The following is a 26,818-nucleotide window of genomic DNA, read 5'->3' as shown; positions in this document are numbered from 1 at the left end:
GATGACTGGCGAGACCGAAAGGGCAGTCGAAATAGCTGCCGGGATGATGACCACGCCGGTGACGGCGGCGGACTGGCTGGTGGTAGCACCCATCATCATCCCGCTGATCTTCGGCGCGGTGCTGTTGATGTTCCGCCATGAGACGCGCTGGCACGGCATCGTCGCGCTGGTCGGGCTTGGCGCGCTGGTGGGCGCCGAGGCGGCATTGCTGGCGCGGATTCTGGAGAACGGGCCGCTGGCAATGACCATGGGAAGCTGGCTGCCTCCCTTCGGCATATCCTTCACGGTGGATGCTTTGGGCGCGCTCTTTGCCCTTGGTTCCGGTGGCGTTGCCTTCATCTGCGCGATTTTCGCCTTGCGCGACATCGGCGCGTCAGGGCGACGCTATGGCTTCTACCCGTTCCTGATGCTGATGATGACGGGCGTGAGCGGCGCATTCCTGACGGGAGACATCTTCAACCTCTACGTCTGGTTCGAAGTGTTCGTGATCTCGTCCTTCGGCCTGCTGATCCTCGGATCGGAAAAGGCGCAACTCGACGGCGCAACCAAATATGCCATCCTTAATCTTGTGGCGACCACGCTGTTCCTGATCGCGACCGCCTATCTCTACGGCATCTTCGGCACGCTCAACATGGCCGACATTGCCCGCAAGGCGAGCGGCCTGCGGGAGACCGCACCGCTGATGACGCTTGCGGCGCTCTATCTGCTGGCCTTCGGCATGAAGGCGGCGGCGTTCCCGGTCAACTTCTGGCTGCCGGCCTCGTATCACACGCCGCGCATCGTCGTGGGGGCCCTGTTTGGCGGCCTGCTGACCAAGATCGGCATCTATTCGCTGCTGCGGACCCTGGTGATGCTGTTTCCGGTCGAACGCGCCGCAATGTCGGAACTGATCGGCCTTGTGGCCATCGCCACCATGCTCCTCGGCGCGCTCGGGGCGCTCGCCCAGTCGGACACCAGGCGGGTTTTCGGCTTTCTGGTGATTTCCGGCGTGGGGGTGATGCTGGCCGGCCTTTCGCTGGGGTCAGAGACGGGCGTGGCGGGGGCGATCTTCTACGCCCTGCATTCGATGCTCATCATGACCGCGCTCTACCTTCTCGCTGGCATGATGAGGGAACTGGGGGGCAGCTTCTCGCTGCACGAGCTTTCGGGCCTCTACCGCACCTCGCCGCTCCTGTCGGGCATCGCGCTGGTTCTGGCCGCGGCGGTGGCCGGGCTGCCGCCGGCATCTGGCCTGTGGCCCAAGGTGATGCTGGTGAAGGCGGCGCTGGACGCCGATGCCTGGTGGCTGACCGGCGCCATCCTGCTTTCCGGCTTCCTAACGATGATCGCCGCCGGCCGCATGTTCCTGCTGGCATATTGGCGTGAGCCGGCCGGCGGGCGCAGCGCAGCGGCGCGGGCCGAACCTGCTGGATTGCTTCTTGGACATGGCGCACTAATAGCCTTGAGCCTGCCGATCGTCCTGCTAGGGCTGTTTCCCGAGCCGGTGATCCGGGTGGCGAACCTAGCTGCGGCAGGGCTGCTGAATAGTTCCGGCTATATCGGCGCGGTGTTTCCGGCTGGAGGCGGCTGATGACAATCTATCTCAGCATAATACTGCTGGCGTTTGCCTGGGCGGCGATAACAGGTTCGCTTTCGCTGCCGAATATTCTGTTCGGTGTGGTTCTGGGGTGCATCACCCTCTACCTGGTGCGCGAGCATATCGGCTCGTTGCGCAGCTTCCTGCGAGTGGGGAAGGTGGCGTCGCTCGTCGTGCTGTTCGTGAAGGAATTGATCCTTTCGGCGTGGCGGGTGGCGAAGCTGGTGGTATCGCCGCGCATGGATCTCAAGCCCGGCATATTCGCCTATCCGCTCACCGTAGACCGTGACTTCGAAATAACCTTGCTGGCAAACCTGATTACCCTGACGCCCGGAACGCTTTCCGTCGACGTATCGGCCGACCGGCGCACGCTCTACGTGCATGCAATCGACTGTTCGGACCCGGACGCGGCGCGGCGTGATATCGCCGACGGTTTCGAGCGCAAGATCATGGAGGCGTTCCGGTGATTGCTGCCGACAGCTTTCTGGCCTTCTGCGTGATGCTGGCGCTGGGACTACTGTGCCTGTCGCTGCTGCTGACGGTGCTGCGCGTCCTGCGCGGACCGTCTCTTCCCGACCGTATACTGGCACTGGACATGCTCGTGGCGATTGCCATTGGCTTCATTGCCGTGCTCGGCATCAAGACCGGCTATTCCTTCCACGTGGATATTGCCATTGCGCTCGGCCTGGTTGGCTTCCTGGCCACGGTTGCATTCGCACGCTTCGTGGCCAGCCGCCCGCAGGAAAAGACGAAGACCACTTCCAAGAAAGCCCGGGCGAGACGAGGTTCGAAGCGATGATGACTGCGCTGCTCGAATATGTCTCAGGTATCCTGATCGTCATCGGTGCGCTGTTTGCGCTCGTTGCCTCGATTGGGCTGCTGCGGCTGCCGGACCTCTATACGCGCATGCATGCGGCCTCGAAGGCGGGAACCCTTGGGTCCTGCGTGATGCTCATCGCGCTGGCGGTCCAATCGCAAGACCTTGCCATCTCCATGCGTGCGCTGGCCGGGGTCGTGTTCTTCCTGATGACGGTGCCGATCTCCTCGCATCTCCTGGCCAAAGCGGCCCACGCTGCGGGGTGCCGCCTGTGGAGCAAATCGCTGAGAGACGACATAGAGCGCGGCGTTCAATCTGTCGTGAAGACTACTCAAAGTTGAAATGCCGGCATTGGAAGATGTATTGCCGCCATTTTACGGCCTGATCATTGCCACAAATTCTGAAAAGGCGGGCAGGAACTTGGATTTGGCCAAGTCTAGCCATCTAAATATTGGCCCTGAACGCTAATCATTTCCGTTGATGACGAAATATTTAATTGACTTGATTGCTTGTGAAGTTCATTAAGGTGTTGCGACGCGAATCGTGGTGGAGTTCGCCTTCGTTAAATCGCGCCAAGCCCCGCCAATTAACAAAGGGGCACCTTTCAAACTTACCTTGGGGCCTGAAGAGTATGGATACTGTCGAAACGCCGAGCAGAAACTACGAGATGCTGATTGAATTGACGGCTGATGTTGTGGCCGCCTATGTCAGCAACAACCCCGTGCCGGTCGGTGAACTGCCCAACCTGATCGCCGATGTGCACGCCGCTCTGGGCCGCGTTGGGGGGGCGGTTGAGCAACCGCCTGCCGACAAGCAAAAGCCGGCAGTGAATCCGAAGCGTTCTGTCCAGGACGACTACATTATCTGCCTGGAAGACGGAAAGAAGTTCAAGTCGCTGAAGCGCCACCTGATGACGCACTACGGGATGACGCCGGATCAGTACCGCGAAAAGTGGGGCCTGGATCCGAACTATCCGATGGTAGCGCCGAGCTATGCTGCGGCCCGTTCGCAGCTCGCAAAGAAGATGGGTCTGGGGCGCAAGCGCAAAGGCGCGTAAAGAAGACCAAAATATTTCTTGCAAAGAATACGGCGCCTCCGGGCGCCGTTTTTATTTCGATTACCTGTCTATACTCGTCCGAGGTCTTCGAGATTGTGGCTGGCGTGGACCATACCGGCTTTGCCGCCGCAACTTCTGGGCGACGCCCTTGCCTTTCCGAATGCAGAAGGTGACCGGCCGGGTTCAGGGGCGGAGGGAGAAACCGATTCCGCCTCGGATAGGCGGTCGAGCGCCTGCTTGAGAGCGATGTGACGGTTCAGGTCGTAGCTCCAGTGGCGCCGCATTCCACGCAGCCGCTCCCTTTCAATCGCGCGCCTGAGACGATGTTGCAGCCTGGCCTTCTCTTCGGGGCCCGCGGCGAGCGCTGACGAGAGATCTATGCCGCAGACAAGCTGCAACGCGGCAAGCTGTCCGGCAAATGCGGTTTCCGATGATTTTCGGGCCTGGAACCTCGAGAACTCAGAGCGGATATCGTCCATCGGGGAAACTCCTGTTGCGTCATGCAGCAACTATCCGCGAGGTTCGGAGACCGGGGATGAATATCTCGGCTGGCGGACACCGGAAGTGGAATAAAGGCCATGTTTTCAGCGCCTTAAGTTTTTCCGACGAAGTATTTGTTTCCTCTTTGTTCACATGGCGGGCGGCTGGTGTATATAAGAAACAATTCCTATTAACGGAGGGATAGGTTTGTGTTCACTGCTGCCACGACAGAAAAGGCCCAGACCAAAGCAAGAGTGGGGGCGAAGGCGCATCGAACGGTAGGGCGTGGGTTTCAGTGGGGAGAAGAGGAGGCCTTGGAAGCATGTGAATGCCTGATGGACATTGCTGCCGCGCTGTTCAACGTTTCGGGCAAGGAACTTCGGCGCCCGGGGCGCACGTCGCTGGGAGTTTCTCGAGTCAGGCAGATTTCCATGTACGTCGCCCATGTGATCCTGGGCCTGAACATGAGCGATGTGGGGCGGAGTTTCGGCAGAGACCGCACGACGGTCGTGTACGCCTGCCATCTGATCGAGGATATGCGCGACGTGGAGGAGTTCGACAGGGTCGTGGCAATGATGGAGCGCGTGATTATCGCAGCGTTTCGGGACAGGCTGGAGCGCTAAGAACCATGCAGAAGTCGCACAATGAACACGCCGAGCGGCGGATCGTCCGTTTTCTGTTGGGCGGCAAGGCCGTGGTGGGGGACGCGGCCGTCAAGGGCACGGTCCTGCTTGAGGAGAAGACACGCGGTACGATCTGCGTGTCCGAGGAAGCTCTGGACAGGATGCAGCGCGCAGGCATCGTCGCCCGCCACGGCCGCACGGTCGTGCTGGCGCCGGAAGTGCATGGCGCAACACCGAAGGTGGGCATGCGGCGTGGAGGCGAGGCCATCGACCTCGATGTGGTGAGGGTCGCCGGTGCGGATGGAATGCCGGACTACGCGCTGGTGAACCTTTCGGAATCGCCGCTTGGTCAGCTCATGCGACGAAAGACGAAATGCGGCAGGCCTTTTCTCTCCCAGGCGGAATTCACGGCGGGCGAGCGTCTGCGCGCAGACTTTACGCGCGGGCAGATCATGCCCCGGCTCGGCGCTAACTGGGAGGCAAGCGTGGCCTTGCGGCGAAGAACCGATGCAAACGGGGTGGCGGAACTGACCGAGGCCGCGCTGGCGGCCCGCCAGCGCGTGGAGCGCGCCGTCAATGCCGTGGGCCCCGAACTGTCGGGGGTCCTCATCGACATATGTTGCTTTCTGAAGGGGCTGGAACTGGTGGAGGCCGAGCGGGGCTGGCCTGTGCGGTCAGCCAAGATCGTGCTCAAGACCGCGCTCGGGGTGCTGAGCCGTCATTACGAACCGCAGGCGCACAGACGCAGAACGGCAGGCTCGATAGTCCACTGGGGAAGTGAAGACTACCGCCCGAACATCGGATGATTGCCTGTGCGGCGCTCAGGCGTCCTGCCGCAGCGTGTCTTCGGCCTCGCGCTTGATGCGTTTGACCATCGAGCGCAGGCCGTTGGCACGCTGGGGTGTCAGATGCTCATCGAGGCCGAGCGAGCGAAGAACTGCCTCCGCATCGACGGCAAGGATCTCGCTGGCGCGCTGGCCGGAATAGAGGGCGAGCAGGATGGCCACCAGGCCACGCACGATGTGGGCATCCGAATCGCCCTGAAACCGCACGATGGGGTCGGAACCTTCGCCGCGCCCGGTAAGGAGCCAGACCTGGCTTACACAGCCCTGCACCCTGTGCGCGTCGTCGCGCGCGTGGTCCGGAAAAGGTGGCAGTGTTTCACCGAGTTCGATGACATAGCGGTAGCGATCCTCCCAATCATCGAGGAAGGCAAAGTCGTCGCGGATAGTTTGGATCGTCGTCGTCATAGGCTCGATATAGTGGCGTGGACGCGCCGCGTCACGGAAAAAGAAGACACCGAAGGTCCTGAGAGAGGGCAGATCGTCGTGCGGCGTTCCGCCGGGAATCAGTTTTCTTCGGGAATGCTTCCTGTCTTGGTGGCCTTGTCGGGCTCGCCGAACTGGCTGTCGAGCATTTCGAAAGCGATGCGGGCAGCCTCGCGCGCCCTGATGCCGACCGTGTGGAGGGCGGACTTTCCAGTTTCGCATACTTCCGGCTTGCGTTCGCAAATGCCGCCAAGGTCGCCGAGGGCTTCGCGCGCAGCCAGGAAAGCCTGGAAAGCGCCGACACCGGGCTCATCGCCATTCTTGTCGCTGAAACCTATCGGCAGCAGCAGAAGCACCAGCGACAGCCAGAAAGCGGTTCGGAGGAGAAAGCCCATGTCCTTGCCTCGTTGCATGCGGGCCGCGCATGTCGAACGGCGCGGCATCGTCTGTTGAGCACAATTGCATTCGCTACGCAAAGGAGCGCTTGCGCAAGACGGTGGCATTATCGACGAATTCGATTCAAATTTTAACGAAACGGGACCGGAATCATGGCTGCCGTTATTTGAGCCAAGTCCGTAAGGTTCTGCTAACCATCGAAGCTATTGATTTCGCTTTCGATCGCGGGTGACCGGCCGCCTCCGGAAGCGGCGGCTGCACAACCTCCATTGGCCGGCGCCGGCTAACCTTCCATTTACCATGAAAGAAACCGGGGTGCCTTTTGGGCCCACGGCTTCCGATATTCGGCCCCGGCAACGCGCTGATCGGGGCTGCCTTATCCATTCTTTAAAGGCTGGGTGCGAGGTTCACAGACGATCAAAAGTCATCCGCGAAGCGGAGTAGTTGCGAGTACGTTGCGTGAGTTTTTTTACCACCAGAGCCAGCGAGGTGTTCGGCGCCGTTGACGGGGGCTGCGACCGTCTGGTGCACCCGTCGGTGCGCGATGAGGCCGCCCGCGCGGCCCAGCGGCGCTTGATCGGCATCATGCTCACGGCGCCCTTCCTGGCGGCCGCCTCCATAGGGCTTTTCCTGCCGGCCTTGTCTGGTACGGCGACCACGCTGGCGCTCGTCTGCGCGACTTTCGGAGCGGCCTGGTTCATCCTGTTGCTGGTCGCGGCGACAGGTAGCAGCAGCTTTGCCGCCGGCGCGGCTCTTGCGCTCGGCACCGTGGTGCTGTCCGGCTGCATCGCGGCGGCCGGTGGCCTGGCTTCGCCGATGTCTGCGCTGATTCTGGCGCTGCCATTGGAAGCATGGTGGCAGAGCCGCAACCCGCGCTCGCTGCTGTGGGCCGTGGGCGCGGCCCTGGCCGTGGTGCCCTTGCAGGCGCTGGTCGGATCTAACCTCCTGGTCGAGACGACGGCCGTGGCCGGCTGGCACTGGCTGGTGCCGCTTGCCTATTTCGTCACCGTGGCAATAAGGCTGCCGGGCGTTTTCCAGCCCGCGGCGAGCGAGGCGACTGACGCGGAACAGCCGCGGCTGGAAGAGATCGTCCAGGCGGTCGTCATTCGCATGTCGCCCAACGGCGATATCGTCGACGTTTCCAAACAGGGTCGGGACATCTTCCGCGTTCAGCCGGAATTGCTGCTGGGGACGGGGCTGTTCGAACGCATCCATGTTTCCGACCGCGTGGCATATTTGTGCGCGCTGGCCGACCTGCGCGGCGGCGCAGCGCATCGGACAGTTGACGTGCGAATCCGGCTGCCGCGGGTCGATGCGAACGGATCGAACGACAATTACCAGCCGTTTTCCGTCGAGTTGATCGGCGGCAGCGATGGCAGGAGGGCGTTCACGGCGCTCGTCCGTGTAAATGAAGAGATGGCACGCCTTCGTGCGGAACTCGACACGGCCAATGAAGCCGCGGAAGCGCTTGAAATCGCCAAGGGCCGCTTCCTGGCGGCGGTCAGCCACGAACTGCGCACGCCGCTGAATGCCATCATCGGCTTTTCGGATATGCTGCTGCACGAAACCTTCGGCGGATTCCAGAACCAGCGGCAGAAGGAATATGTCAGCCTGGTTCGCGATTCCGGGCATCACCTGCTGGCGGTCGTGAATTCCATTCTCGACGTTTCGCGCATCGAGGCCGGCACCTACGCCACCAATCCGGAAACCTTCCGTTTCGCGGATGCGGTGGAGATGTGCCAATCTATGATGACCCTGCAGGCTGAATCCAAGACGATCTCGCTGACGGCGCAGGTGGCGCCGGAAGCGGGCGAAATTCACGCCGACCGGCGCGCCGTCCAGCAGATCCTGATCAATCTGGTTTCCAACGCGATCAAGTTCACGCCAAGCGGCGGCAACGTGACGATGGGCGCGCGGAGGCTCGGTTCGCGCCTGCACTTCTGGGTGCGCGATGACGGCATAGGCATCGCCGAGAATGACCTCTGCCGCCTCGGAAGGCCTTTTACGCAGGTCCAGAACGACTATACGCGGCAATTCGAAGGGACCGGCCTCGGGCTTTCGCTGGTGAAGGGGCTCGTTACCCTTCACGAAGGCACTATGTCGATCGAGAGCGCGGTGGGCGAAGGCACTACCGTGAACATAAGCCTGCCTGTGGCCGGCCCTTCTTCACAGACGGCGGAGACCGAGAAGGGCGCGCTGGTGAAGCTGCGGACCGGCGGCAGTCAGTCGGAGGATGAGTATGGCTCGCTCCGCAAAGCGGGTTAAACGGACGGCGCCCGAGGCCAGCCCCATGCAGGGCGGCTTGGCGCTCGTCGGAGGCATGATCACGCGCAACCCGGTGCTGGTTGGCGGCTCGACAGCCTTTCTCGTTTCACTGTTCTATGTGTCGGCCAATGCGCTCTGGTATCAGCCGCACGCGCATAAGGGCGCCTTCTTTGCCACGCGAGAACTGAGCGGGCCGGCAAGCACGGACGCCAGTTCGAGCGAACAGCCTGAAACGACCATACACATAGAGCGCGCATATGAGATGCCGGCGCGGCCGGCGGGCGATCCGGTCATCGAGCAGGTACAGCGTATCCTCAAAAGCCTGAACTTCTACGAGGGGGCAGTGGACGGTCTGAGCGGACCGGCGACGACCCGGGCTGTTGAGAGCTATCAGCGCAAGATGGGGCTGGCCGTTACCGGTCAGGTCGATGAAGAGCTGCTCGGCCAACTGGGAACGCTGCCAAGCGAAATTGCCATTCCTCCCGCCGCTGCCGCGCGGGAGACGCAGCCTACACCGCAGGCCAAGCCCGTCCAGGAAGCACCGGCCGCCGATCCTTCCGCGCTGACCCGCCTCACAGAGAATATCCAGCGCGGCTTGAGGGCGTTCGGCAACGAAGACATCGATGTGGATGGAATAGCCGGCGCGCGCACGAAGGCTGCGATCCGGGAGTTCCAGTCGCTGTTCGGATTGCCGGAAACCGGCGAGCCGGAAGAGGCCGTCTACCTGAAGATGAAGGAAGTCGGTCTGACAAGCTGAGTTGCCGCTACCGGCTCGCCCTGCGGCCAGTGGAACACGGCGATGCACTGGCGGCTGACGGCCGCTGCTGGTATGAACCGGCCGTCCTCAACAGAGCACCGCCATCAATGCGCCTTACAACCGATATGTGGGTTTCCGCCCTGCTGCGCAGGGTTTTTGCGGCAGGCGGCTTTGCGGCGATCGTGAAACGCGGCGCGACCGAGGCCGGTGCGGTTTTCGTGCTTGCGCGCGATCGCCTTGGCCAGGTCGAGCTCTACGCGCCCGCGCCGCAAACGAGCTATGACACGCGGCGACCGGACGAGCGGCATTTCACTTCAATCCACGCGGGCGAGCATGCCGAAGCGCTGGATGCACGGCTGGAGAAGGAGAAGCGCTTCGATCCCGATATATGGGTGGTGGAAATCGAAGCCGGGGCAATGCCCGTCGAAGAGCTGATATCGGTCACGAAGCCTTGAGCTGCACGCTTTCGCGAGCGTTTGCCGGCTCTGGCGACCTGGTTGAGGCTTCTGATTTCCTCAGCTTGCGATAGCGCGCGAGAAAGCGCCGTATGCTGTCGCGGTCTGCAAAACTGCCGGGAAACAAGGCGCTGACAACGAGATAGGCGCGTTCCTCACTGAGGCCGAGTGAGTGGAGGGCAGCGAGCAACCTGGAATGATCGGCCGCATTTACGATTGACCTGGCTGCTGAAAAACCGATTGCAGTCGCATCGCCCAGTGCGATGTGGAATGGAGCCGAGTTGCCGATCAGCGCGGTATCGCGCAGCCGCTCGTATGGCGAGCGCACGTCCTCTTTACGAACCTCTGGCGTGGCGCCACCCGTGGAAGGCAGCATCATGGCCCGCAGGCTCTGGCGGGCGTCGTCGGCCGTGAGGCTGCCGGAAGCCGAAGGCTGCTTTTGCACTGCCGCAGCCTCGACAGCCGGGGCCTGCACCTGCCTGGCGTTTTCGAGCGCTGCGACAAGATCGCGAATGACGGGGTTGAGATTTGGGCGACGGGCAATGGCGCGCGCGTGAGGCAGCCCGTGGCGACCGATCAACGCGATCAGATCAATGTCCTTCAGCAGCCGGGAACGGATGAGCAGCGGAGCTGCAATGTCGACCGTTTCGTTGCAGAGGCGCTGCAGAAGCGCGCGCGGCGCATTCTCGCATTCCGAAAGGGCAGCGGCAGCAAAGCGCTTGCCCTCGACCGACACCTTGTCGAAGAGGGGCAGGGCAAGATCCTCAAGCTGGACGATCTCCCGGCGGGTGGGGCGGGGGAGCGAACAAAAAGCGGAGATGGCCGCCCGAAACAGCCGCTCGCTCTTTCCCGCTTCGCCTTTCAAGGCTAGCTGCCTGAAGTCTGAAGATGACACAAAAACCACGCCGACACGAAACGCCATGCCCCGGATGCCCGGGCTGTTTGGACAGCTTGGGGCGGTGCTCCGAGACAAGGATAAAATTAGCTGCGATCCGTTAGCGTTGCGTTAACTGTCGGTTCTCGGTTCACAGCTTGCTAACCTACGATCTCTTTATAGGGCCGCTCTCCCGGGGGCAGTGGACCGCGAGATGCAACGGGTTCCGGCAGCAGTTGATCTGCCTGCAGCTGCCGAATGATCTCGCAGCGGAAATTTTTTAATTCTCTGGACTGTGGAACGCCCGCGGTAACCAATCGTTAACCTCGGAATGGCCTCATCGGAAACGGAGGCGTTGCGTTGTTACTCTGGTTATCCGAGAGGGAAGCGCGTGTCATGGGCAGCATCGTGTCTTTTGTGCCGCGGAGGGCGGCAAACAGACCTGCCGGAAAGCCGTCAGAACTGCTGGCGACAATAATCATTTTCCCAGGCGTTCGTTACGAGCGACACACCGACCTGGACGAGGCCAGCGGGGGAGATGAACGCGCGAAACCGGACAAACCGGTGCCCCGCCACTGACAGCTAGACCTGAGAGTTATTCCGGCATGCAGGAGATGCCGTCGAGAAAATCCGATACCGACTTTTTCCAGCTTGGGTCCGGAACGAAGCTTCGCACCACCACGATCCCCTCATCAGAGGCAGTCTCGACGTAGATCGAATTTCCAGTCCCGTCTGGAAACTCCTTGCGCACCTCGATCATCTGTGTGGGGGTTGCGACCGAGAAATCCACCCCGCCGCGTGCAAGCGTGTGGTCGTTGAAGCTGTAGATGTTTTCGCCCGCCCGGTTATAGACCGACACCGACCAGAAGGGCGTGTGGCCCTGGCCTGTGACCCGCAGCACACCATCGTTGAGATCGAAGCGGCAGGCGGCAGCGCTGAACAGCGGGTCGATGGACTTGACGATGGGCGCCGACCCCGGTGCTGAATTCAGACGAGTGGTCTTGTAGAGATCGGACGACGACTGCAACTTCGACCAGACGTCACGGTCGGAGATATCCGGAATGAGCAGCAGCACGGCGACATGAACGATGCCGGCACCGATGAGCCCGAGGATCACGGCGTAAAGAAGCCTAAGCATTGCAGTCGGCCTTTTGAATGCGCGGCAGTTCGACGTCGGCGATGCCGGTGCTGCTGGCGCTCGTCGTGTCGTAGAGCGTCAGCACGAAGAACATCTTGCCGCTGCCGGCGACGGCCAGCCAATTGCCCGGGGCAGGGTGCCGCGCAATGGCAATCGCGACCGAATTGTCCGGCTGGCGCAGCATTTCAAGAGAGTGGAGCGCCGGGGCACGATTCTCCCGGCCCTCGATGACGGTCATCGTTTCGTCGGCAGCGTAGAGGGTCCAGAATCTCGATGGCGGCACGGTGCCCTCGACGGAGTAGTTGCACTCCCTGCGCAGAGGCTCGCCGTCGGCGTCATGTTCGGCGATGAATGTGACCCCTTCGGCTCTACCAAGTACCAGCACGCCGTCTCGGGCCACGCGGGCTTTAGTGTAGGGGTCGGCTGCCGGCGTTCCGATGTCCGGGAACGCGTTCCAGGAACCGACAGACACGGCGCCGACACCGTCCTGCAGATTGAGCGCGTACCAGACGCTCGATGCACCGCCGCAGATGGCGATGGCGAGGGCTAGCGCCGTAAGAAGGGTGGTTTTGAACATAGCACGCCGAAACGTAAAAACGCCACTTGGGCATAAGGTGCATGGGACGGTCAAGGCAGGGCGGACAGTCGCCTCGGGAAGGCCTCCAGCGGACGGCTGCCGGCGGTGAACATCATAGTTTGGAAAGCTCTTCCGGTCCGGTCGGAGCCTCGAGAGCGGGCGCGTCTTGGAATGCCTTGCCCATTTCGCGCAGCGTCCGGGTGGTGACGCTGGAAAGGATGGGGGGGCGACCCAGGTCGGCGTCAACCGCGTCGGCGTTTTTCTGCTCCATTTCGGCAGCCTTTTCCGCGACCTTCGGGTCGACATATGGATGGTCGATACCCGGGATGGGCTTTATGTCGATGTTCTGGTGCGCGTAGGTCATGAGACGCTGCCAAACCATGGCGGGCAGCGAACCGCCTGTCATGTTTCGGGTGGGCGAATAGTCGTCATTGCCGAGCCACACCGCCGCCGTGTAGTTGCCTGTAAATCCGACATACCAGGCGTCCCGATAGGATTGCGTGGTTCCCGTCTTGCCCGCGGAGCGGATGGACGGAAGTGCCGCCCTGCGTGCTGTGCCGACTTCGGGAATCTGCACGAGGATGGAGTTCATGGCCGACAGCGCCTTCTCGGAAAGCACGCGCTTCGGTTTGGGCCCGTCGCGATCGTAGTCGTAGATGACCTGTCCGGAATGGGTGAGGAGTTGCGTTACGCCATGGCGCATGCCGGCGAAGCCGCCGGTGGCGAAGACGCTGTAGCCGGTGGCCTGGTCCATCACGGTCATGCCGGACGTGCCCAACACCATCGTCTTGTGCGAGCTGAGCGGCGATTCCACGCCCATGGCCTCGGCCAAGGCTTTGATCGGCGCGGTGGTAAGGTGCTCCTTGGCCAGGCGAACCGGAACGGTGTTGATGGACCTGATCAACGCCGTTGCGAGTGTGACGCGGCCGGAAAAGCTGCGCCCATAGTTTTTCGGCGACCAGTTGCCCCAGCTGATCGGGCCGTCGGAAATGACCGAGTTTGGCGTGAAGCCATGTTCCATCGCCGTGGCATAGACGTAGGGCTTGAAGGACGAGCCGGCCTGGCGAAGGGCCTTGGTGGCGCGGTTGAACTGGCTGGCGCCGTAGTCGCGGCCGCCGACAATGGCGCGGACCGCGCCATTATTTTCGATGACGACCACTGCGCCTTCGGTGACGCGATATTCCTTGCCATATTGGCGCAGATTGAACTCGACGGCCTCTTCCGCGGCCTTCTGGATGTTCATGTCGACCGTGGTCCGCGCCACGACGGAATGAACGCCTGACTTTTCGGCGATGCGCTTGACCTCTTCGAACGCCCAGTCGAGGAAATAGTCGGGGCTCTTGCGATCGCCCCGGTCGACGACGCTTGCCGGATGAAGACGGGCCGAGAGGACCTGGCCCGGCGTCATGAAGCCGCTCTGCACCAGATTGGACAGGACGATGTTGGCGCGGGCACGCGCGGCCGGCAGGTTGACGTGGGGCGCGTATTTCGCGGGCGCCTTGAACAGGCCCGCGAGCATGGCGGATTCGGGGAGGGTGAGATCCTTCACCGACTTGCCGAAATAGAAATCGGCGGCGGCGGCGATGCCGAAGGTGCCGCCGCCCATATAGGCGCGGTCGAGGTAAAGCTGCAGGATTTCCTTTTTCGACAGGTTCTGTTCCAGCCAGATTGCCAGGAAGGCTTCCTTGATCTTGCGCTCGAAGGTGCGCTCGTTGTTGAGGAACAGGTTCTTGGCAAGCTGCTGGGTTATGCTGGAACCGCCCTGGACAACGGAATTGGCGCGCACATTCTCCGACATGGCGCGGAAAAGGCCCATGAAGTCGATGCCGTAATGGTCGAAGAAACGGCGGTCTTCGGTCGCGAGCACAGACTTGATCAGAAAGTCGGGCATCTCATCGACCGGGATGGAATCGCGCTGGATGATGCCGCGCTGCCCGATCTCATTGCCGTAACGATCGAGGAAGGTGACGGCGAAGTCGTCCCGCTGGCGCCAGTTGCCGGCGGTTTCCTCGAAGGCGGGTAGCGCGAGCGCCAGCAGGATGACAGAGCCGGCCGCGCCCATGGTGAAGCCTTCGCTCAAGACCTCGATGACGGCACGGCGCCAGCCGCTGACGCGGAAGCGCCGGGAAAAAATGGTCATCGATTCCCAGAACTCGCGCGCCCGGAAGCCAGCCTCGTAGAGCGAGGAATCGATCCATGCATCAATGGCCAGGAAAATACCGGCTCGCGGGGCTTTCGGCTTTCGCTTTGCGGAGGGGTCGTCCATTTTTTCCGCCGCCCGGCTGTTGCACTCGGTATTAATGAAGAACCATGTCGCAATTTATAGTCGGTAAATGCCGACGACGGCTTCGACGTTCCATTCTTACCGGATGCCACGCGGGAAATCCAAGCTTCACGACGGGCGCGAAGAAAATTGAAGTGCGTTAGGAATTTATTCTTGACACCGTGACGGTGCTTTGGTAGTGTTTCGCTATCGTCCGAAAAGTGTGGGTAGCGGTTCCCGAGAAGGGGGGCAGGCTCGACGCCCGCGCGGGCATTTTCATTCAATCAGAGAGTTCAGCATGACGACACCGGCCAGGGACCGCTGGGTGGCGACGCGCGCCCTCTATGAAGGTGCGACGCCCAGTTTCGAACAGCTTGGCTCTGCCACCGGCTGGCTGCAGGCGACGATCGCGACACGCGCCGCCCGCGAGGGCTGGCGGGATGGGAGCCTGACCGATCGCGCGACGCAGAACGGGAGGCTGGCGAAGCTGGTGGACGGGCTGATCCAGGAGCTCGAAGAGGTAGGGATTGGCATTGGTCAGGGCGCGGCTGGGCTGGACAAGGTCCGCATTGACGCGATTTCGACCCTGACGCGCACGCTCGAGAAGATCTGGGAAATCGTGCGCAGCGACGAGGGGACGAAGGAGAACCACGTAAAACGCGATGCAGACATGGCCGGACTTCTCAAGCGCATCGACGAGCGAATTATCGAACTGGCTGAGGGATACGCAAGGCAACTGGTCTGCCGAAAACCTAAGGGATGAAGGGCTGGGCAACATTGCCGGAGAATGGTTCCGCAACGCCCGCATAGAACAGTATCCCCTGAACTCATGGCCGGCGACGTGGCTGGTGGTGGGCGGGCGCGGGGCGGGAAAGACCCGCCTCGGGGCGGAGTGGGTGAACAGCCTGGTTCGCGGGTTTTCGCCTTTCGCCAGGAATGGGCACCGGCATATCGCGCTGATCGGCGAGACCCTGGGCGATGTCCGCGAGGTGATGATCGACGGGCCTTCCGGCATCGTCACGATCTCGCGGCATGACAAGCCGCGCTTTGAGGCAAGCCGGCGGCGGCTGGTGTGGAGCAACGGCGCGGTTGCGCAGATATTTTCATCTGAAGATCCCGAAAGCCTGCGCGGGCCGCAATTCGAGGCGGCCTGGTGCGACGAGCTTGGCAAATGGAAAAATGCCGAGGCCTGTTTCGACATGCTGCAGTTCGGCTTGCGGCTGGGCGAGCAGCCAAAACAGCTCATCACCACCACCCCCCGGCCGACCAGGCTGCTGAAGCGGCTGCTTGCCGACCCCACGGTGCTGGTGACGCGGATGCGCACGGCCGACAATGCCGGCAATCTCGCGGAGGGTTTTTTGCATAGCGTCGAGAGGCTCTATGGCGGGACGCGGCTCGGGCGCCAGGAACTGGAAGGCGAACTGATCGAAGATCGCGAGGATGCGCTGTGGTCGCGCGAGGCGGTGGAGCGTGCCCGGTTGGACCAACTGCCGGAGCTTCGCCGCGTCGTGGTCGCGGTCGATCCGCCGGCGAGTTCGCACAAAACCTCCGACGCCTGCGGCATCGTCGCGGCGGGGCTGGACGCGGCCGGAACGGTCATCGTTCTGGCAGATGGGACGGTGAAGGCAGCGCGCCCGCAGGACTGGGCTGGCGCGGCGGTCGCTCTGTTCCACCATCTGCAGGCGGACTGCCTGGTGGCCGAAGTCAACCAGGGCGGTGACATGGTGACGGCCGTGATCCGCACGGTCGATCCGGTGATCCCGGTGAAGGCTGTGCGTGCGCGGCGCGGAAAATGGCTGCGGGCTGAGCCTGTCGCGATGCTCTACCAGCAGGGCAGGGTGCGCCATGCGGGCCGGTTTCCCGAACTGGAAGACGAAATGTGCGACTTCGGGCCAAACGGCCTGTCGAACAACCGTTCGCCCGACCGCCTCGACGCGCTGGTCTGGGCGGTGAACGAATTGCTGCCGGACGGCTCGGGGCGTCCGCGCATCCGCGATTTTCTCTAATCAGGATAGACACATGGCTTGGAAATGGCCTTGGCCTCGCATGGCGGGGAGCGACGGTGCGCGGCCTGAGCGCAAGGGCGTCGGGCCGGCAGGCTTCGTCGCGCTACACGCTCAAGGCGAGGCACGCTGGACGCATCGCGACTACGCTGCGCTTGCCAGAGAGGGGTTCATGCGCAACCCCGTGGTGCACCGCGGGGTGCGGCTGATTGCCGAGACGGCATCCGCGATCCCCTGGCTTCTTTACGAGGGCGCGGCGGAGCTCGATGACCATCCCCTGCTGCGACTGCTCGAGCGGCCGAACCAGCGGCAGGCCGGCGCGACGTTTCTGGAGGCGCTGTACGGGCACCTGCTGCTCGCCGGCAACGCCTATGTCGAGATGATCGAGGCTGGGGAGGATGCACGCGAATTGCACCTGCTACGGCCGGACCGGGTGGCGGTGCTGACGGACGCCAGCGGCTGGCCGTCGGCGCTCGAATACCGGGAGGGTGCGGCGAAGCGCAAGACGCCGATAGGCGCGTCTCCCGGCGGCGGAGCGCTGCATCTGACGCTGTTTCACCCGCTCGACGACCATTACGGCTTTCCGCCGCTCGAGGCGGCGCTGATGGCGCTCGACACCCACAACGCCGCCGGCCGCTGGAACAAGGCGCTGCTGGACAATTCGGCGCGACCTTCCGGCGCGCTGGTCTATGCGCCCAAGGAAGGCGGCAACCTGACCGACGAGCAGTTCGAACGCCTGAAGGCAGAACTCGAGGAAGGTTATTCGGGCGCGACACGCGCCGGCCGCCCGCTGTTGCTGGAGGGCGGCCTCGACTGGAAGGCGATGGGGCTGACGCCCAAGGACATGGATTTCATCGAGGCCAAGCATTCGGCCAGCCGCGACATCGCGCTGGCCTTTGGTGTGCCGCCGATGCTGCTCGGCATTCCCGGCGACAACACCTATGCGAACTACCAGGAGGCCAACCGCGCCTTCTACCGGCTGACCATCCTGCCGCTGGTGGCGCGCACTGCCAAGGAACTGTCGGCCTGGCTGGCGCCTGCCTTCGGCGCCGATCTCAGGCTCTGGTACGACGCCGACTGCGTCGAGGGCCTGTCGGGCGAGCGGGATGCGCTGTGGGCGCGGCTCGAAGCGGCGAGCTTCCTGACCGACGACGAAAAGCGCGAGGCGGTGGGCTATCAGCCGCGCGGGTTCGGTGAGAAGGCCGGCTTCCGGCCGGACCACTGACGGATAAGCGTGGCCGACTCTCCCCCGACGATTGTCATGCAGCAGAAGGTGGCGGCAATATAAGGCTATCGACGGGGGAACGGATATGGAAATTGTCAAATCGTCTCCAATAAATTCCATCGTATTTATATTTGATAATCTGAGAAGTAAGCCTCCTGAGCATTTGTATGGGGCTCTGCCGAGTTACAATGAAAGCTGTGTCTCTGTGGGATGCTACCCATCAGATGATGGAGAGACGGAGTTCTTTCTGGGAAAGGCTGATGAGCTTGTGGTCGAAGGCGAAATCGCATTCGACGGAACGATCGAGACGCCTACCGGAAGTTTGATGATCTCGACCGTCGATGGATTAGCCCTGCTTGAGCAGGCAGTTCCAGGCGCTCGAACGCGAGTACGGGTTTGGGCGAACCACCCGAAATGGCCGGATCAAGTCTTGGTTGGCTGGGGTTAGCTGCGTGGCGCGGCCACCAAGGAACTTTCGGCCCAGCGCTGCCTTTGGCTCCGGTCTGAGGCAAGTCGGATATGTTCGTGCACTAATTTATAGGGGGCAGAAATGAAAACCAGATATTCTGTGCCCAATGGTGTCGTTTTCATAGAGGACATAAAGGGCGCAATGCCGCCTGATCCTTTCACCGACGAGAAAATTCAGTGGACGTCGGCGTGCATTGCGGTGGTGTGTATGCATGAGGACTTTGGCCAGACGGAACTGACACTCGGACCCGTCGCCGAGGTTGCGCCGGGATATGAATCGAGCTTCGAAGGGGCAATCGAAACGCCCAGCGGCAAGATTGCAATCGTCGATGTGCCGGGAAACCGTATCCTGGAGGCCGAGGTATTCGGGAGGACGACCGCCATTACGATTTGGCGTAACCACCCCAAATGGCCTGATCAGGTTATTATTGGTTGGGGATGACGGCACGCCACCTATGTCGCTCGGCATCTCGGGCGAGCAGAGTTTCCGTCCCTTTACGATGATCTTGGCGCTACAAAGGTCACCGACTATGGTGCCCGTGTGCAGTCAGTCTACAATTCCAAACCTTGGATGGACACGAATGAATAGACGGCGGTTCGGAAGACTGTCGCTGCTGCCTCTTCTGAACGGAGTACTGCTTGGCTCGATCGTGGGAGCTTTGATGGCATACATTGCGGCCCAGCATAATCCACAAGGTGAATTCTACGATCCCGACAGCCATTCCTTGGTGCTTCAGAGCATCGTGCTGTTGTTTCTTTCCTGGGCCATCCCGGTGGCCTTCGTCGTTTTCATCATCGAGATGCTGACGCTTCATCTGTGGCGCTGGTTCTGCGGTGACGAGGCACCGTCGTAGAGAAGGCTGCGGTGATGCCCAGGCGGCCGGAAAGCTGCCGGGCGCGCTTCGATCTGATTGATCTGAATTGAGATGCATCCACGAAGGTCGCGCGGGCTATCGCAGCGCAGACCTGATGTGAAAGCGCCGGCTACCCCGCTGCCCGACATCTGCCGGCGTGGCGGACGCGCGCAATAGGCGCGGGTTCCCGGCCGCCGCCACCTGTTCCACCCACTAAACTGGACGAACCTCATGAACGACACCCACTGGCTGTGGATGGCGAAGGTTGCCGGCGCGGTCGCCGGTTCCGCCATTTCGCTGGCCTACATCCTTCCTCACGGTCGCCGAGAGGCGGCGGCGCGCTTTGCCGTGGGCGTGGTCTGCGGCCTCGTCTTTGGCGGAACGGCCGGCCTCAAGATTGCATCTGAACTCGGCATCGAGAGCCTGATCGGCCCGGGCGAGCTGGTGCTGATGGGTTCAGCCGCCGCCAGCCTCTGCGCCTGGTGGGCGCTCGGGTTTGCCATGCGCGCCTTTGAGGCCAACAGCTTCGGGCGATTGCTTCAAAAGAATTCGGAGACGGAGAATGCCGATGAAGGCTGACGCCATGGCGAGGCGCTGCGAGCGCAAATTCGTGGATCTCGTGCTGGACGACGTGGAAACGGACGGCACCTTTTCGGGCTATGCCAGCCTGTTCGGCAAGGTCGATCTCGGCAAGGACGTGGTCGAGCGCGGTGCCTTTGCCCGCTCGCTGAAGGCGCGCGGCGCATCGGGCATTCGCATGCTGTTCCAGCACGATCCGAACGAGCCGATCGGCGCCTGGACGGAAATCCGCGAGGACGCCCGCGGCCTGTTCGTGCGGGGCAGGCTCGCCAAGGAAGTCGGCCGCGCACGCGACGTGCTGAACCTGATGCGCGGCGGCGCGCTCGACGGACTTTCCATCGGTTTCCACGCGGTGCGCGCCAAGCGCGATCCGGCGAGCGGAGTGAGGCGGATCCTCGAGGCCGATCTCTGGGAGATTTCGGTGGTGACCTTCCCGATGCTGCCGGAAGCGCGCATCGACACCGTGAAGGCGCGCCGGCTGCCGACAATCCGCGAATTCGAATGCTGGCTCACGCGGGATGCTGGGCTGACACGAAGCGAGGCCCGCAGGGTCGTCTCCAAGGGCTTCGCAAGTCTCGTGGGCGGGCGGGATGCCGCAACGGGACCGGAAGCGGCACTGCTGGAAACGATCCGGCAGGCCACTCGCATGATCAACGAAACAAGGAAAGCCCTTCCATGATTGAAGCCAATCCCATGGTGCTGGAGACCAAGTCGGCCTCCGGCGGCCATCTCGACTTGTCCGAGGCCTTCAGCGACTTCATGTCGACCTTCGAGGCCTTCAAGGACAGCAACGACGAACGCCTGGCGCAGCTCGAAAGGCGCGGCGCCGATGTGGTGACCAGCGAGAAGGTCGACCGCATCTCGCGCGCACTGGACGAGCACAAGCGCGCGCTCGACGATCTCTCGCTGAAGGCCGTCAGGCCGGCGCTCGGCCGCAGCGGCGCGCGCCATGTGCAGAACGAGCACAAGGCCGCCTTCGAGGCCTATGTGCGCAGCGGCGACGACCGGCTCCTGCGCTCGCTCGACACGAAAGCGATGTCCTACGGTTCCGGCCAGGACGGTGGCTATCTGGTGCCCGACGAAACCGAAGCCGAGATCGGCCGGCGCCTGACGGCTCTGTCGCCGATCCGCTCGATTGCCTCGGTGCGGCAGGTGTCGGCGGCAGTGCTGAAGAAGCCCTTCGCAATCAGCGGGCCGGCGGTGGGCTGGGTCGGCGAAACCACCGCGCGGCCGCAGACCGCCGCCTCGACGCTGGCCGAGTTGCAGTTCCCGACCATGGAGCTCTATGCCATGCCGGCAGCGACGGCCTCGCTTCTGGAGGATGCTGTTGTCGATCTCGACCAGTGGATCTCCAGCGAAGTGGAGGCGGCGTTTGCCGAGCAGGAGGGCGCGGCCTTCGTTTCCGGCGACGGCACCAACAAGCCCAAGGGTTTTCTCAGCTACCCCACGGTTGCCGAGTCGAACTGGGCCTGGGGCAAGATCGGCCTTACGCTGACCGGCAAGGCGGGCGGCCTGCCCGACGATGCTCCGTCGGACGTGCTGATCGACACGGTCTACGCTCTCAAGGCGGGCTATCGCCAGAACGCCAACTGGGTGATGAACCGCAAGACGCAGGCCACGCTGCGCAAGCTCAAGGACGGCGACGGCAACTATCTCTGGCAGCCGCCCGCGGCCCCCGGCCAGCGCGCCATGCTGATGGGCTTCCCGCTGGTGGAGGCCGAGGACATGCCGGACGCGGCAGCCGACGCCACGCCGATCGCCTTCGGCGACTTCGGCCGCGGCTATCTCGTGGTCGACCGCACCGGGGTGAAGGTGCTGCGCGACCCGTATTCGGCGAAGCCTTACGTGCTGTTCTACACCACCAAGCGGGTGGGCGGCGGCGTCCAGGATTTTGACGCGATCAAGCTGCTGAAGTTCGCGACCGCCTGACCGGGCGGCTTTCGCTTCGACGACGCAAAGACAGCCGGGCGCCCCTTCCGGTTCGCCGCGTCGTTGACGGCGGCTCCGGCGTCCTCCTCGGAGCCGCCGCTTTCAATCCCACTGAAACGAAGGTAACCGCATGACGCTCTTGCGAACGGTCGACCCTGCAGTCGAGCCGGTGACGCTGGTCGAGATGAAGCGCCATCTGCGCCTCTCGCACGACAGCGAAGACGAACTGCTTTCCGGCCTGATCCGGGCGGCGCGCGAGGACGTCGAGCGCGCGACGGGCATGGCCATGATCAACCAGGCTTGGCGGCTGGTGCTCGACCGCTGGCCGCAGAATGGTTTCGTGCTGCTGGCGCGGCATCCGGTTCGCGAAATCCTATCGGTGACGGTCTATGGCAGCGAAGGCGAGGCCGCGGTGCTCGATCCGGCCACCTATCTGGCCGACACGCTGTCTAGGCCGGCCCGGCTGCATTTCGAGCGGCGTCCGGAGCCCCTGCGCATCGCCAACGGCATCGAAATCGACTTCTCCGCCGGCTTCGGCGAGGCAGGGACGGACGTTCCGGACCTGCTGAAGCGGGCGGTGACGCTGCTGGCTGCACATTGGTACGAGTTTCGCACCGCCTTCGGGCCGGGAGACCAACCGGTCTCCTATCCGGCCGGTTATGAGCGAATGCTTGCAAGCTACCGTGAGCGGAGGCTGTGATGCGGGCGCAGTTCATCGACCCTGGGCGACTGAACACGGAACTTGCGCTAGAGTCGTGCACGCCAATGCCCGATGGGCTGGGCGGGCACGAGCAGGTCTGGTCCGAGATCGGGTGCGTCTTCGCAATGATCGAGCCGGTATCTGCGCAGGCGGTATTCGGCGCGGGACAGATGCTGGAAACCGTGACCCATCGCGTTACCATCAGGTGGCGCGAGGGCGTGGTGACGGGAATGCGGCTGACGAAGCCTGGCCGGAGTTTCGACATTCTCACCGTGCACGATCCTGATGAAAGCGGCCGGTATCTTGTCTGCCGGGCGAAGGAGGTTCGCCCATGAAACTGGCCATGAAGTTGACGATCGACGATCTTGTACGGGCGCTGCGCTGGCAGGCGCATGATCTGGCGGAAGAAGCAGAACGAGGTTACCGTGCGGAAGTGCGGGTCCGGCGCGTTGCGCAGGACCAGCGTGGCATGGCAACCCGACGGATGGGGGGAAGCGATGACGGCGCCAGCAGCTGAATTGCAGCAAGCGATTTTCGCAGCGCTTGGGGCCGACCCCGTTCTGACCGGCTTGCTTGGAGGCGCCAAGATCTACGACGACGCACCGGCGAACCTGCCCTTTCCATATCTCACTTTCGGTCGCACCAGCGTTTACGACTGGAGCACGGGAACCGAGAAGGGCAGCGAGCACCTTTTTACCCTTCACATCTGGTCCAAGGCCAAGGGCAAAAAGGAAACCCTGGACATCATGGAGGCGGCCAAGGCGTGCCTCGACAACAGCTCTCTCGCGCTCGACGCGCACCATCTGGTGAATATGCGGCTGGAGTTTGCCGAGGCCAGGTATGACGACGACCTTTCGGTCCATCACGGCCTGCTCCGCTACCGGGCGGTGATCGAAGAAGCGGCGTGATCGTCCGGGCTGCGGCCCGGCTCTTCATCCAACACATTCCAGGAGGCCAGACATGGTCGCACAGAAGGGCAAGGACCTTCTACTCAAGCTCGACTCCACGGGAGCGGGAAGCTTCATCACGGTCGCCGGGTTGCGTTCCAAGCGCATTGCCTTCAACAGCGAAACCGTCGACGTTACCAATTCCGACTCCGCCGGGCGCTGGCGAGAATTGCTTGCCGGCAGCGGCGTCCAGCGCGCCTCGATCAGCGGATCGGGGATTTTCAAGGATGCCCAGTCGGACGCGGCGATCCGCTCGCGGTTCTTTGCCGGCGAGATTGCCGACTGGCAGCTATCGATCCCAAGTTTCGGGCTGGTGCAGGGGCCGTTCCAGATCACCTCGCTCGAATATACCGGCACCCACGATGGCGAGGTGACATTCGACATGGCGCTCGAATCCGCAGGCCCGGTCAGCTTCACGGTGACGCCGTGACGGCAAACAGACGACGTGGCGAGATCGCCGCCGAACTTGACGGGAAGACCCATCGGCTCTGCCTGACGCTCGGCGCGCTGGCGGAACTGGAGGGAGCCTATGCCGCCGACGACCTCGGGGCGCTGGTGGAGCGCTTCTCGCGGGGGCGCCTCTCGGCGCTCGACATGATCCGAATCATCGGGGCAGGGCTGCGCGGCGCTGGCCAGGATATTTCCGATGAGGACGTGCGCTGCATGCAGGCGACCGACGGGGCTACAGGCTTCGCCGCGATCGTTTCCGACCTGCTCACCGCTACCTTCGGCGCCTCTGCGCAGGGGAACACGCCAAACCCTTGAAAGCCGCGGCAGGCACGCCGCGCGAATTCCCGTGGAACCAGGTGATGGCCATGGGCTTCGGCCTGCTGCGGCTTTCACCCCAGGCGTTCTGGGCGATGACGCCGCGCGAATTCGAACGGGCGGCAAGCACGCTGGCCAGGGCGGCCGACGGTGCGCCGCGCCGCGACGACCTGCTTGCCTTGATGCAGGCGTTTCCGGACAAGCAATAGAGAGGAGGGAGCATGGTTGAGGACGTGACGGTCTCGATCAATGCGGATATTGCGCCATTTCAAGCGGCGTTGGACAACCTGGAAAAGCTGTCCGACCGCTTCGGCGCGCAGCTGACGGGCGCGCTGAAGGGCGCGGCGGTGAGTGGCAGGGAACTCGACGACGTGCTTCGGCGCATCGGGCTCAACCTGGCCGGCATGGCGCTGCAGGAGGGTTTGAAGCCGCTGCAGTCGCTGACCGGTTCTCTGTTTTCGGGCCTGCTCGGCGGGCTTGCCGGCATATTGCCTTTCGCCAAGGGCGGGGTCCCCGGACACGTCGTACCGTTTGCCAACGGTGGGGTGGTGTCCGCGCCGAGCTACTTTCCGATGGGACGCAGCCTCGGCCTGATGGGTGAGGCGGGGCCGGAAGCGATCCTGCCCTTGCAGCGGTCTTCCGACGGGCGGCTGGGTGTCGCCGCATCCGGCGGCGGCGCGCCGGTCAATGTCGTGTTCAACGTCTCGACGCCGGACGCGGCTTCGTTCCGCAAATCCGAAGCGCAGATCACCGGCATGCTGGCGCGGGCGGTTTCGCGCGGCACCAGAACCTTTTGAGGGGGCGCATGTCCGAACTTGCCAGTTTTCACGAGGTGCGGTTTCCGCTCGCGGTTTCCTTTGGTGCTACCGGCGGGCCGGAGCGGCGCAACGAGATAGTTTCCCTGACGTCGGGCCGGGAGAAACGCAATGCGCGGTTTTCGCAATCGCGCCGCCATTACGACGCCGGCACCGGTGTGAGGACCCTGGAAGACCTGCATGACGTGCTGGTCTTCTTCGAGGCGCGGCGCGGCTCGCTCCACGCGTTCCGCTTTCGCGACCCTTTTGACATGAAGTCGTGCCGGCCCGAGGAGACGCCTTCGCCGCAAGACCAAGTCCTGGGGCGGGGCGACGGGACCACAAGCCGGTTCAAACTGGTGAAACGCTATGGGACCGGCGAGGACGCCTATGAGCGGCTGATCTCGAAGCCGGTGGCCTCGACGCTGAAGGTCGCCGTCGACGGGGTCGAGGTGGCCTCGGCCGATTTCTCGCTCGATGCCAGTGGCGAGATCGTGTTCGCGCCAGATGCCGTTCCTGCCCAGAATGCGGAGGTTACCGCCGGCTATGAATTCGATGTGCCGGTGCGCTTCGACAGCGAACGCATGTCGATGAGCCTGACTGCATTCAAGGCGGGGCAGATCCCGTCGATCCCGCTGGTGGAGGTGCTGCTTTGAGCGCTTATCCGCAGGCTTTAGCCGAGCACCTCTCGCGCGACGTCACCACCGTCTGCCATTGCTGGCGCCTGACCAGGACTGACGGTGCGGCCAGCGGCTACACCGACCACGACCGTGCGTTGACAGTGGACGGTCTGACCTTCGAGCCCGAGACCGGCTTCAGCGCCAGCGAGGCGCGCGAGACGCTGGGGCTGGCGGTCGACACGGCGGATGTTGAGGGAGCGCTGTCGTCGGCGAACATAAGTGACGAGGACATCGCCGCCGGCCTGTATGACAACGCCAAGCTCGAGACATTCCTGGTCAATTGGCGCCGGCCGGAGCAGTTCGTGCTGCTGCGCACGGCAACCATCGGCAAGATCACGCGCAGCGACCAGCGGTTCGTTGCGGAGTTGGAAAGCTTGACCCGGGCGCTGGAACAACCCAACGGACGCTATGTCGGCCGTGCCTGCGACGCGGAGCTGGGCGACCGGCGGTGCCGTTTCGCGCTGGACCGCGAGGGTTATTCGGCAACAGGCGAGGTGTCTTCCCACGAGGAGGATGGCACCATCATCGTTACCGGCCTCGAGGCGTTCGCGCCGGGCTGGTTTTCCCACGGGGTCATGGTCTGGACGAGCGGTGCGCGCGCCGGACGCAGTGAGCGCATCGTCGCTCATCGCAGGGATATGCGAGGCGTAGCTCTGACTCTGAGGCCGGCGGTGGGGCCGGAAATACGTGCTGGCAACACGTATTCGATCACGGCGGGCTGTGACAAGAGCTTTGCGACTTGCAAGGCAAAGTTCTCGAATGCCTTGAATTTTCAGGGCTTCCCGCATCTGCCGGGCAATGACGCCGCCTACGGCTATATCGTCGAGGGTGGCCAGTTCGACGGGAAACCGATCGTGCCATGAGCGAGCAGCAGCCAGAAACTACCTCCGTGGCGTCGCTGATCGTGGCGGAAGCCATGTCGTGGCTCGGCACACCCTACCGGCATCAGGGCAGGCGCAAGGGCGTCGGCTGCGACTGCCTTGGCCTCGTGCTGGGAGTCTGGCGTGCGGTCTATGGACGCGAGCCCGAGCAGCCGGGGCATTATGCGCCCGACTGGGCCGAGGCGGGCGGGCAGGACCTGATGCTTGAAGCTGCGCGGCGGCACTGCACCGAAAAGCCGTCCAAGCAACCGTCCGCCGGCGATCTGGTTCTGTTTCGCTGGCGGCCGCATCTGCCTGCCAAGCACGCTGCGATAATGATCGCGCCGGAGCGATTCATCCATGCCTATCAGGGGCATGCGGTGGTCGCTTCGGCGCTGGTGCCGCAATGGCGAAGCCGCATTGCTGGCGTCTTCGCCTTTCCCGAAAAACCGCAATCCCGCTGAAATC

Annotated in this window: 36 protein-coding genes and 1 pseudogene; 30 read left to right on the top strand and 7 right to left on the bottom strand. The window is 63.0% G+C overall.

Going from position 1 to position 26,818, the window contains the following annotated elements:
- The first annotated feature begins 1 nt into the window (after position 1).
- From AC3A4H_RS01850 to AC3A4H_RS01830, 5 genes are all read left to right on the top strand, one after another.
- Complete coding sequence (locus tag AC3A4H_RS01850) at positions 2-1,570, top strand: Na+/H+ antiporter subunit D (protein ID WP_487765169.1); 1,569 nt, start codon at positions 2-4, stop codon at positions 1,568-1,570.
- On the top strand, positions 1,570-2,043 hold the full coding sequence (locus tag AC3A4H_RS01845) for a Na+/H+ antiporter subunit E (protein ID WP_487765168.1): 474 nt from the start codon (positions 1,570-1,572) through the stop codon (positions 2,041-2,043). Before AC3A4H_RS01850 ends, AC3A4H_RS01845 begins: the two co-directional genes overlap by 1 nt.
- On the top strand, positions 2,040-2,375 hold the full coding sequence (locus tag AC3A4H_RS01840; protein ID WP_487765167.1) for a cation:proton antiporter: 336 nt from the start codon (positions 2,040-2,042) through the stop codon (positions 2,373-2,375). Before AC3A4H_RS01845 ends, AC3A4H_RS01840 begins: the two co-directional genes overlap by 4 nt.
- Entirely contained in the window at positions 2,372-2,734 is a 363-nt protein-coding gene (mnhG, locus tag AC3A4H_RS01835) for a monovalent cation/H(+) antiporter subunit G (RefSeq protein ID WP_487765166.1), read from the top strand. Before AC3A4H_RS01840 ends, mnhG begins: the two co-directional genes overlap by 4 nt.
- Before the next feature lie 290 nt (positions 2,735-3,024).
- A complete protein-coding gene (locus tag AC3A4H_RS01830; protein ID WP_348778275.1) occupies positions 3,025-3,450 on the top strand; it encodes a Ros/MucR family transcriptional regulator in 426 nt (141 codons plus the stop codon).
- Between the two features lie 218 nt (positions 3,451-3,668).
- Here the strand turns inward: AC3A4H_RS01830 and AC3A4H_RS01825 are convergent.
- Positions 3,669-3,929, bottom strand: a pseudogene (locus AC3A4H_RS01825) (cytoplasmic protein); the annotation flags it as partial.
- Between the two features lie 336 nt (positions 3,930-4,265).
- On the opposite strand from AC3A4H_RS01825, the gene AC3A4H_RS01820 reads away from it, so the two are divergent.
- Both AC3A4H_RS01820 and AC3A4H_RS01815 read left to right on the top strand, forming a co-directional pair.
- Positions 4,266-4,553 carry a helix-turn-helix domain-containing protein gene (locus AC3A4H_RS01820; protein WP_348778279.1) on the top strand — a complete coding sequence of 96 codons (288 nt, stop codon included), beginning with the start codon at positions 4,266-4,268 and terminating at the stop codon, positions 4,551-4,553.
- Positions 4,554-4,558: 5 nt separating this feature from the next.
- On the top strand, positions 4,559-5,359 hold the full coding sequence (locus AC3A4H_RS01815) for a DUF6456 domain-containing protein (RefSeq protein ID WP_487765165.1): 801 nt from the start codon (positions 4,559-4,561) through the stop codon (positions 5,357-5,359).
- Positions 5,360-5,374: 15 nt separating this feature from the next.
- Here AC3A4H_RS01815 and AC3A4H_RS01810 read toward each other — a convergent pair whose 3' ends face one another.
- Positions 5,375-5,803, bottom strand: coding sequence for a SufE family protein (locus AC3A4H_RS01810; protein ID WP_487765164.1), 429 nt, complete (start codon positions 5,801-5,803; stop codon positions 5,375-5,377).
- Between the two features lie 98 nt (positions 5,804-5,901).
- On the bottom strand, positions 5,902-6,216 hold the full coding sequence (locus AC3A4H_RS01805; protein WP_487765163.1) for a DUF5330 domain-containing protein: 315 nt from the start codon (positions 6,214-6,216) through the stop codon (positions 5,902-5,904).
- 460 nt (positions 6,217-6,676) lie between these two features.
- Here AC3A4H_RS01805 and AC3A4H_RS01800 point away from each other — a divergent pair, with 460 nt between their 5' ends.
- The 3 genes from AC3A4H_RS01800 (at position 6,677) to AC3A4H_RS01790 (ending at position 9,694) form a co-directional block, all read left to right on the top strand.
- On the top strand, positions 6,677-8,482 hold the full coding sequence (locus tag AC3A4H_RS01800) for a sensor histidine kinase (protein WP_487765162.1): 1,806 nt from the start codon (positions 6,677-6,679) through the stop codon (positions 8,480-8,482).
- Positions 8,457-9,239 (top strand): peptidoglycan-binding domain-containing protein, encoded by a 783-nt coding sequence (locus AC3A4H_RS01795; RefSeq protein WP_487765161.1) that lies wholly within the window; start codon positions 8,457-8,459, stop codon positions 9,237-9,239. The genes AC3A4H_RS01800 and AC3A4H_RS01795 overlap by 26 nt, the downstream gene beginning before the upstream one ends.
- 107 nt (positions 9,240-9,346) lie before the next feature.
- Complete coding sequence (locus tag AC3A4H_RS01790; protein WP_487765160.1) at positions 9,347-9,694, top strand: DUF1491 family protein; 348 nt, start codon at positions 9,347-9,349, stop codon at positions 9,692-9,694.
- Here AC3A4H_RS01790 and AC3A4H_RS01785 read toward each other — a convergent pair.
- The 4 genes from AC3A4H_RS01785 to AC3A4H_RS01770 all read right to left on the bottom strand — a co-directional run bounded on the left by AC3A4H_RS01785 (position 9,681) and on the right by AC3A4H_RS01770 (position 14,549).
- Complete coding sequence (locus AC3A4H_RS01785; protein ID WP_487765873.1) at positions 9,681-10,589, bottom strand: hypothetical protein; 909 nt, start codon at positions 10,587-10,589, stop codon at positions 9,681-9,683. The two genes, AC3A4H_RS01790 and AC3A4H_RS01785, sit on opposite strands and share 14 nt — an antisense overlap.
- 574 nt (positions 10,590-11,163) lie before the next feature.
- Complete coding sequence (locus AC3A4H_RS01780) at positions 11,164-11,706, bottom strand: DUF1254 domain-containing protein (protein ID WP_487765159.1); 543 nt, start codon at positions 11,704-11,706, stop codon at positions 11,164-11,166.
- Positions 11,699-12,283 carry a DUF1214 domain-containing protein gene (locus AC3A4H_RS01775; protein ID WP_348778287.1) on the bottom strand — a complete coding sequence of 195 codons (585 nt, stop codon included), beginning with the start codon at positions 12,281-12,283 and terminating at the stop codon, positions 11,699-11,701. The genes AC3A4H_RS01780 and AC3A4H_RS01775 overlap by 8 nt, the downstream gene beginning before the upstream one ends.
- 112 nt (positions 12,284-12,395) lie before the next feature.
- Positions 12,396-14,549 (bottom strand): transglycosylase domain-containing protein, encoded by a 2,154-nt coding sequence (locus AC3A4H_RS01770; protein ID WP_487765158.1) that lies wholly within the window; start codon positions 14,547-14,549, stop codon positions 12,396-12,398.
- A gap of 295 nt (positions 14,550-14,844) precedes the next feature.
- Here AC3A4H_RS01770 and AC3A4H_RS01765 point away from each other — a divergent pair, with 295 nt between their 5' ends.
- The 20 genes from AC3A4H_RS01765 to AC3A4H_RS01670 all read left to right on the top strand — a co-directional run bounded on the left by AC3A4H_RS01765 (position 14,845) and on the right by AC3A4H_RS01670 (position 26,814).
- On the top strand, positions 14,845-15,309 hold the full coding sequence (locus AC3A4H_RS01765; protein ID WP_487765157.1) for a hypothetical protein: 465 nt from the start codon (positions 14,845-14,847) through the stop codon (positions 15,307-15,309).
- On the top strand, positions 15,209-16,552 hold the full coding sequence (locus AC3A4H_RS01760) for a DNA-packaging protein (RefSeq protein ID WP_487765156.1): 1,344 nt from the start codon (positions 15,209-15,211) through the stop codon (positions 16,550-16,552). Before AC3A4H_RS01765 ends, AC3A4H_RS01760 begins: the two co-directional genes overlap by 101 nt.
- 13 nt (positions 16,553-16,565) lie before the next feature.
- Positions 16,566-17,774 carry a phage portal protein gene (locus tag AC3A4H_RS01755; RefSeq protein ID WP_487765155.1) on the top strand — a complete coding sequence of 403 codons (1,209 nt, stop codon included), beginning with the start codon at positions 16,566-16,568 and terminating at the stop codon, positions 17,772-17,774.
- A gap of 85 nt (positions 17,775-17,859) precedes the next feature.
- Positions 17,860-18,222, top strand: coding sequence for a hypothetical protein (locus AC3A4H_RS01750; RefSeq protein WP_487765154.1), 363 nt, complete (start codon positions 17,860-17,862; stop codon positions 18,220-18,222).
- A 102-nt stretch (positions 18,223-18,324) separates the two neighbouring features.
- Positions 18,325-18,684: a hypothetical protein gene (locus AC3A4H_RS01745; protein ID WP_487765153.1), complete on the top strand. Its 360-nt coding sequence runs from the start codon at positions 18,325-18,327 to the stop codon at positions 18,682-18,684.
- 220 nt (positions 18,685-18,904) lie between these two features.
- Entirely contained in the window at positions 18,905-19,096 is a 192-nt protein-coding gene (locus tag AC3A4H_RS01740; RefSeq protein WP_487765152.1) for a hypothetical protein, read from the top strand.
- A gap of 231 nt (positions 19,097-19,327) precedes the next feature.
- On the top strand, positions 19,328-19,675 hold the full coding sequence (locus AC3A4H_RS01735) for a DUF6107 family protein (RefSeq protein WP_487765151.1): 348 nt from the start codon (positions 19,328-19,330) through the stop codon (positions 19,673-19,675).
- Positions 19,665-20,354 (top strand): HK97 family phage prohead protease, encoded by a 690-nt coding sequence (locus AC3A4H_RS01730; RefSeq protein WP_487765872.1) that lies wholly within the window; start codon positions 19,665-19,667, stop codon positions 20,352-20,354. Before AC3A4H_RS01735 ends, AC3A4H_RS01730 begins: the two co-directional genes overlap by 11 nt.
- Complete coding sequence (locus AC3A4H_RS01725; protein WP_487765150.1) at positions 20,351-21,604, top strand: phage major capsid protein; 1,254 nt, start codon at positions 20,351-20,353, stop codon at positions 21,602-21,604. Before AC3A4H_RS01730 ends, AC3A4H_RS01725 begins: the two co-directional genes overlap by 4 nt.
- A 130-nt stretch (positions 21,605-21,734) precedes the next feature.
- Positions 21,735-22,304, top strand: a complete 570-nt coding sequence (locus AC3A4H_RS01720) for a head-tail connector protein (protein ID WP_487765149.1) — start codon at positions 21,735-21,737, stop codon at positions 22,302-22,304.
- Positions 22,301-22,639, top strand: coding sequence for a phage head closure protein (locus tag AC3A4H_RS01715; protein ID WP_487765148.1), 339 nt, complete (start codon positions 22,301-22,303; stop codon positions 22,637-22,639). The genes AC3A4H_RS01720 and AC3A4H_RS01715 overlap by 4 nt, the downstream gene beginning before the upstream one ends.
- Positions 22,636-22,821, top strand: a complete 186-nt coding sequence (locus AC3A4H_RS01710) for a hypothetical protein (protein WP_487765147.1) — start codon at positions 22,636-22,638, stop codon at positions 22,819-22,821. The genes AC3A4H_RS01715 and AC3A4H_RS01710 overlap by 4 nt, the downstream gene beginning before the upstream one ends.
- The gene (locus AC3A4H_RS01705; RefSeq protein ID WP_487765146.1) at positions 22,802-23,212 is read left to right on the top strand and encodes a DUF3168 domain-containing protein; all 411 of its coding nucleotides are present in this window, start codon (positions 22,802-22,804) and stop codon (positions 23,210-23,212) included. The genes AC3A4H_RS01710 and AC3A4H_RS01705 overlap by 20 nt, the downstream gene beginning before the upstream one ends.
- Before the next feature lie 52 nt (positions 23,213-23,264).
- Positions 23,265-23,681: a phage major tail protein, TP901-1 family gene (locus tag AC3A4H_RS01700; protein ID WP_487765145.1), complete on the top strand. Its 417-nt coding sequence runs from the start codon at positions 23,265-23,267 to the stop codon at positions 23,679-23,681.
- Entirely contained in the window at positions 23,678-24,016 is a 339-nt protein-coding gene (locus AC3A4H_RS01695) for a gene transfer agent family protein (protein ID WP_487765144.1), read from the top strand. Before AC3A4H_RS01700 ends, AC3A4H_RS01695 begins: the two co-directional genes overlap by 4 nt.
- Entirely contained in the window at positions 24,013-24,225 is a 213-nt protein-coding gene (locus tag AC3A4H_RS01690) for a rcc01693 family protein (RefSeq protein ID WP_487765143.1), read from the top strand. Before AC3A4H_RS01695 ends, AC3A4H_RS01690 begins: the two co-directional genes overlap by 4 nt.
- Before the next feature lie 12 nt (positions 24,226-24,237).
- Positions 24,238-24,813, top strand: a complete 576-nt coding sequence (locus AC3A4H_RS01685; protein ID WP_487765142.1) for a phage tail tape measure protein — start codon at positions 24,238-24,240, stop codon at positions 24,811-24,813.
- An 8-nt stretch (positions 24,814-24,821) separates the two neighbouring features.
- Positions 24,822-25,466 (top strand): phage distal tail protein, Rcc01695 family, encoded by a 645-nt coding sequence (locus tag AC3A4H_RS01680; RefSeq protein WP_348778299.1) that lies wholly within the window; start codon positions 24,822-24,824, stop codon positions 25,464-25,466.
- On the top strand, positions 25,463-26,353 hold the full coding sequence (locus AC3A4H_RS01675) for a DUF2163 domain-containing protein (protein ID WP_487765141.1): 891 nt from the start codon (positions 25,463-25,465) through the stop codon (positions 26,351-26,353). Before AC3A4H_RS01680 ends, AC3A4H_RS01675 begins: the two co-directional genes overlap by 4 nt.
- Entirely contained in the window at positions 26,350-26,814 is a 465-nt protein-coding gene (locus tag AC3A4H_RS01670) for an NlpC/P60 family protein (protein ID WP_487765140.1), read from the top strand. The genes AC3A4H_RS01675 and AC3A4H_RS01670 overlap by 4 nt, the downstream gene beginning before the upstream one ends.
- Positions 26,815-26,818 lie beyond the last annotated feature (4 nt).

It is taken from the genome of Pseudaminobacter sp. Soil_N_29 (genome assembly GCF_057656055.1).
The sequence above is the reverse complement of the archived record's forward strand: the minus strand, read 5'-3'. Positions and strand labels throughout refer to the sequence as shown.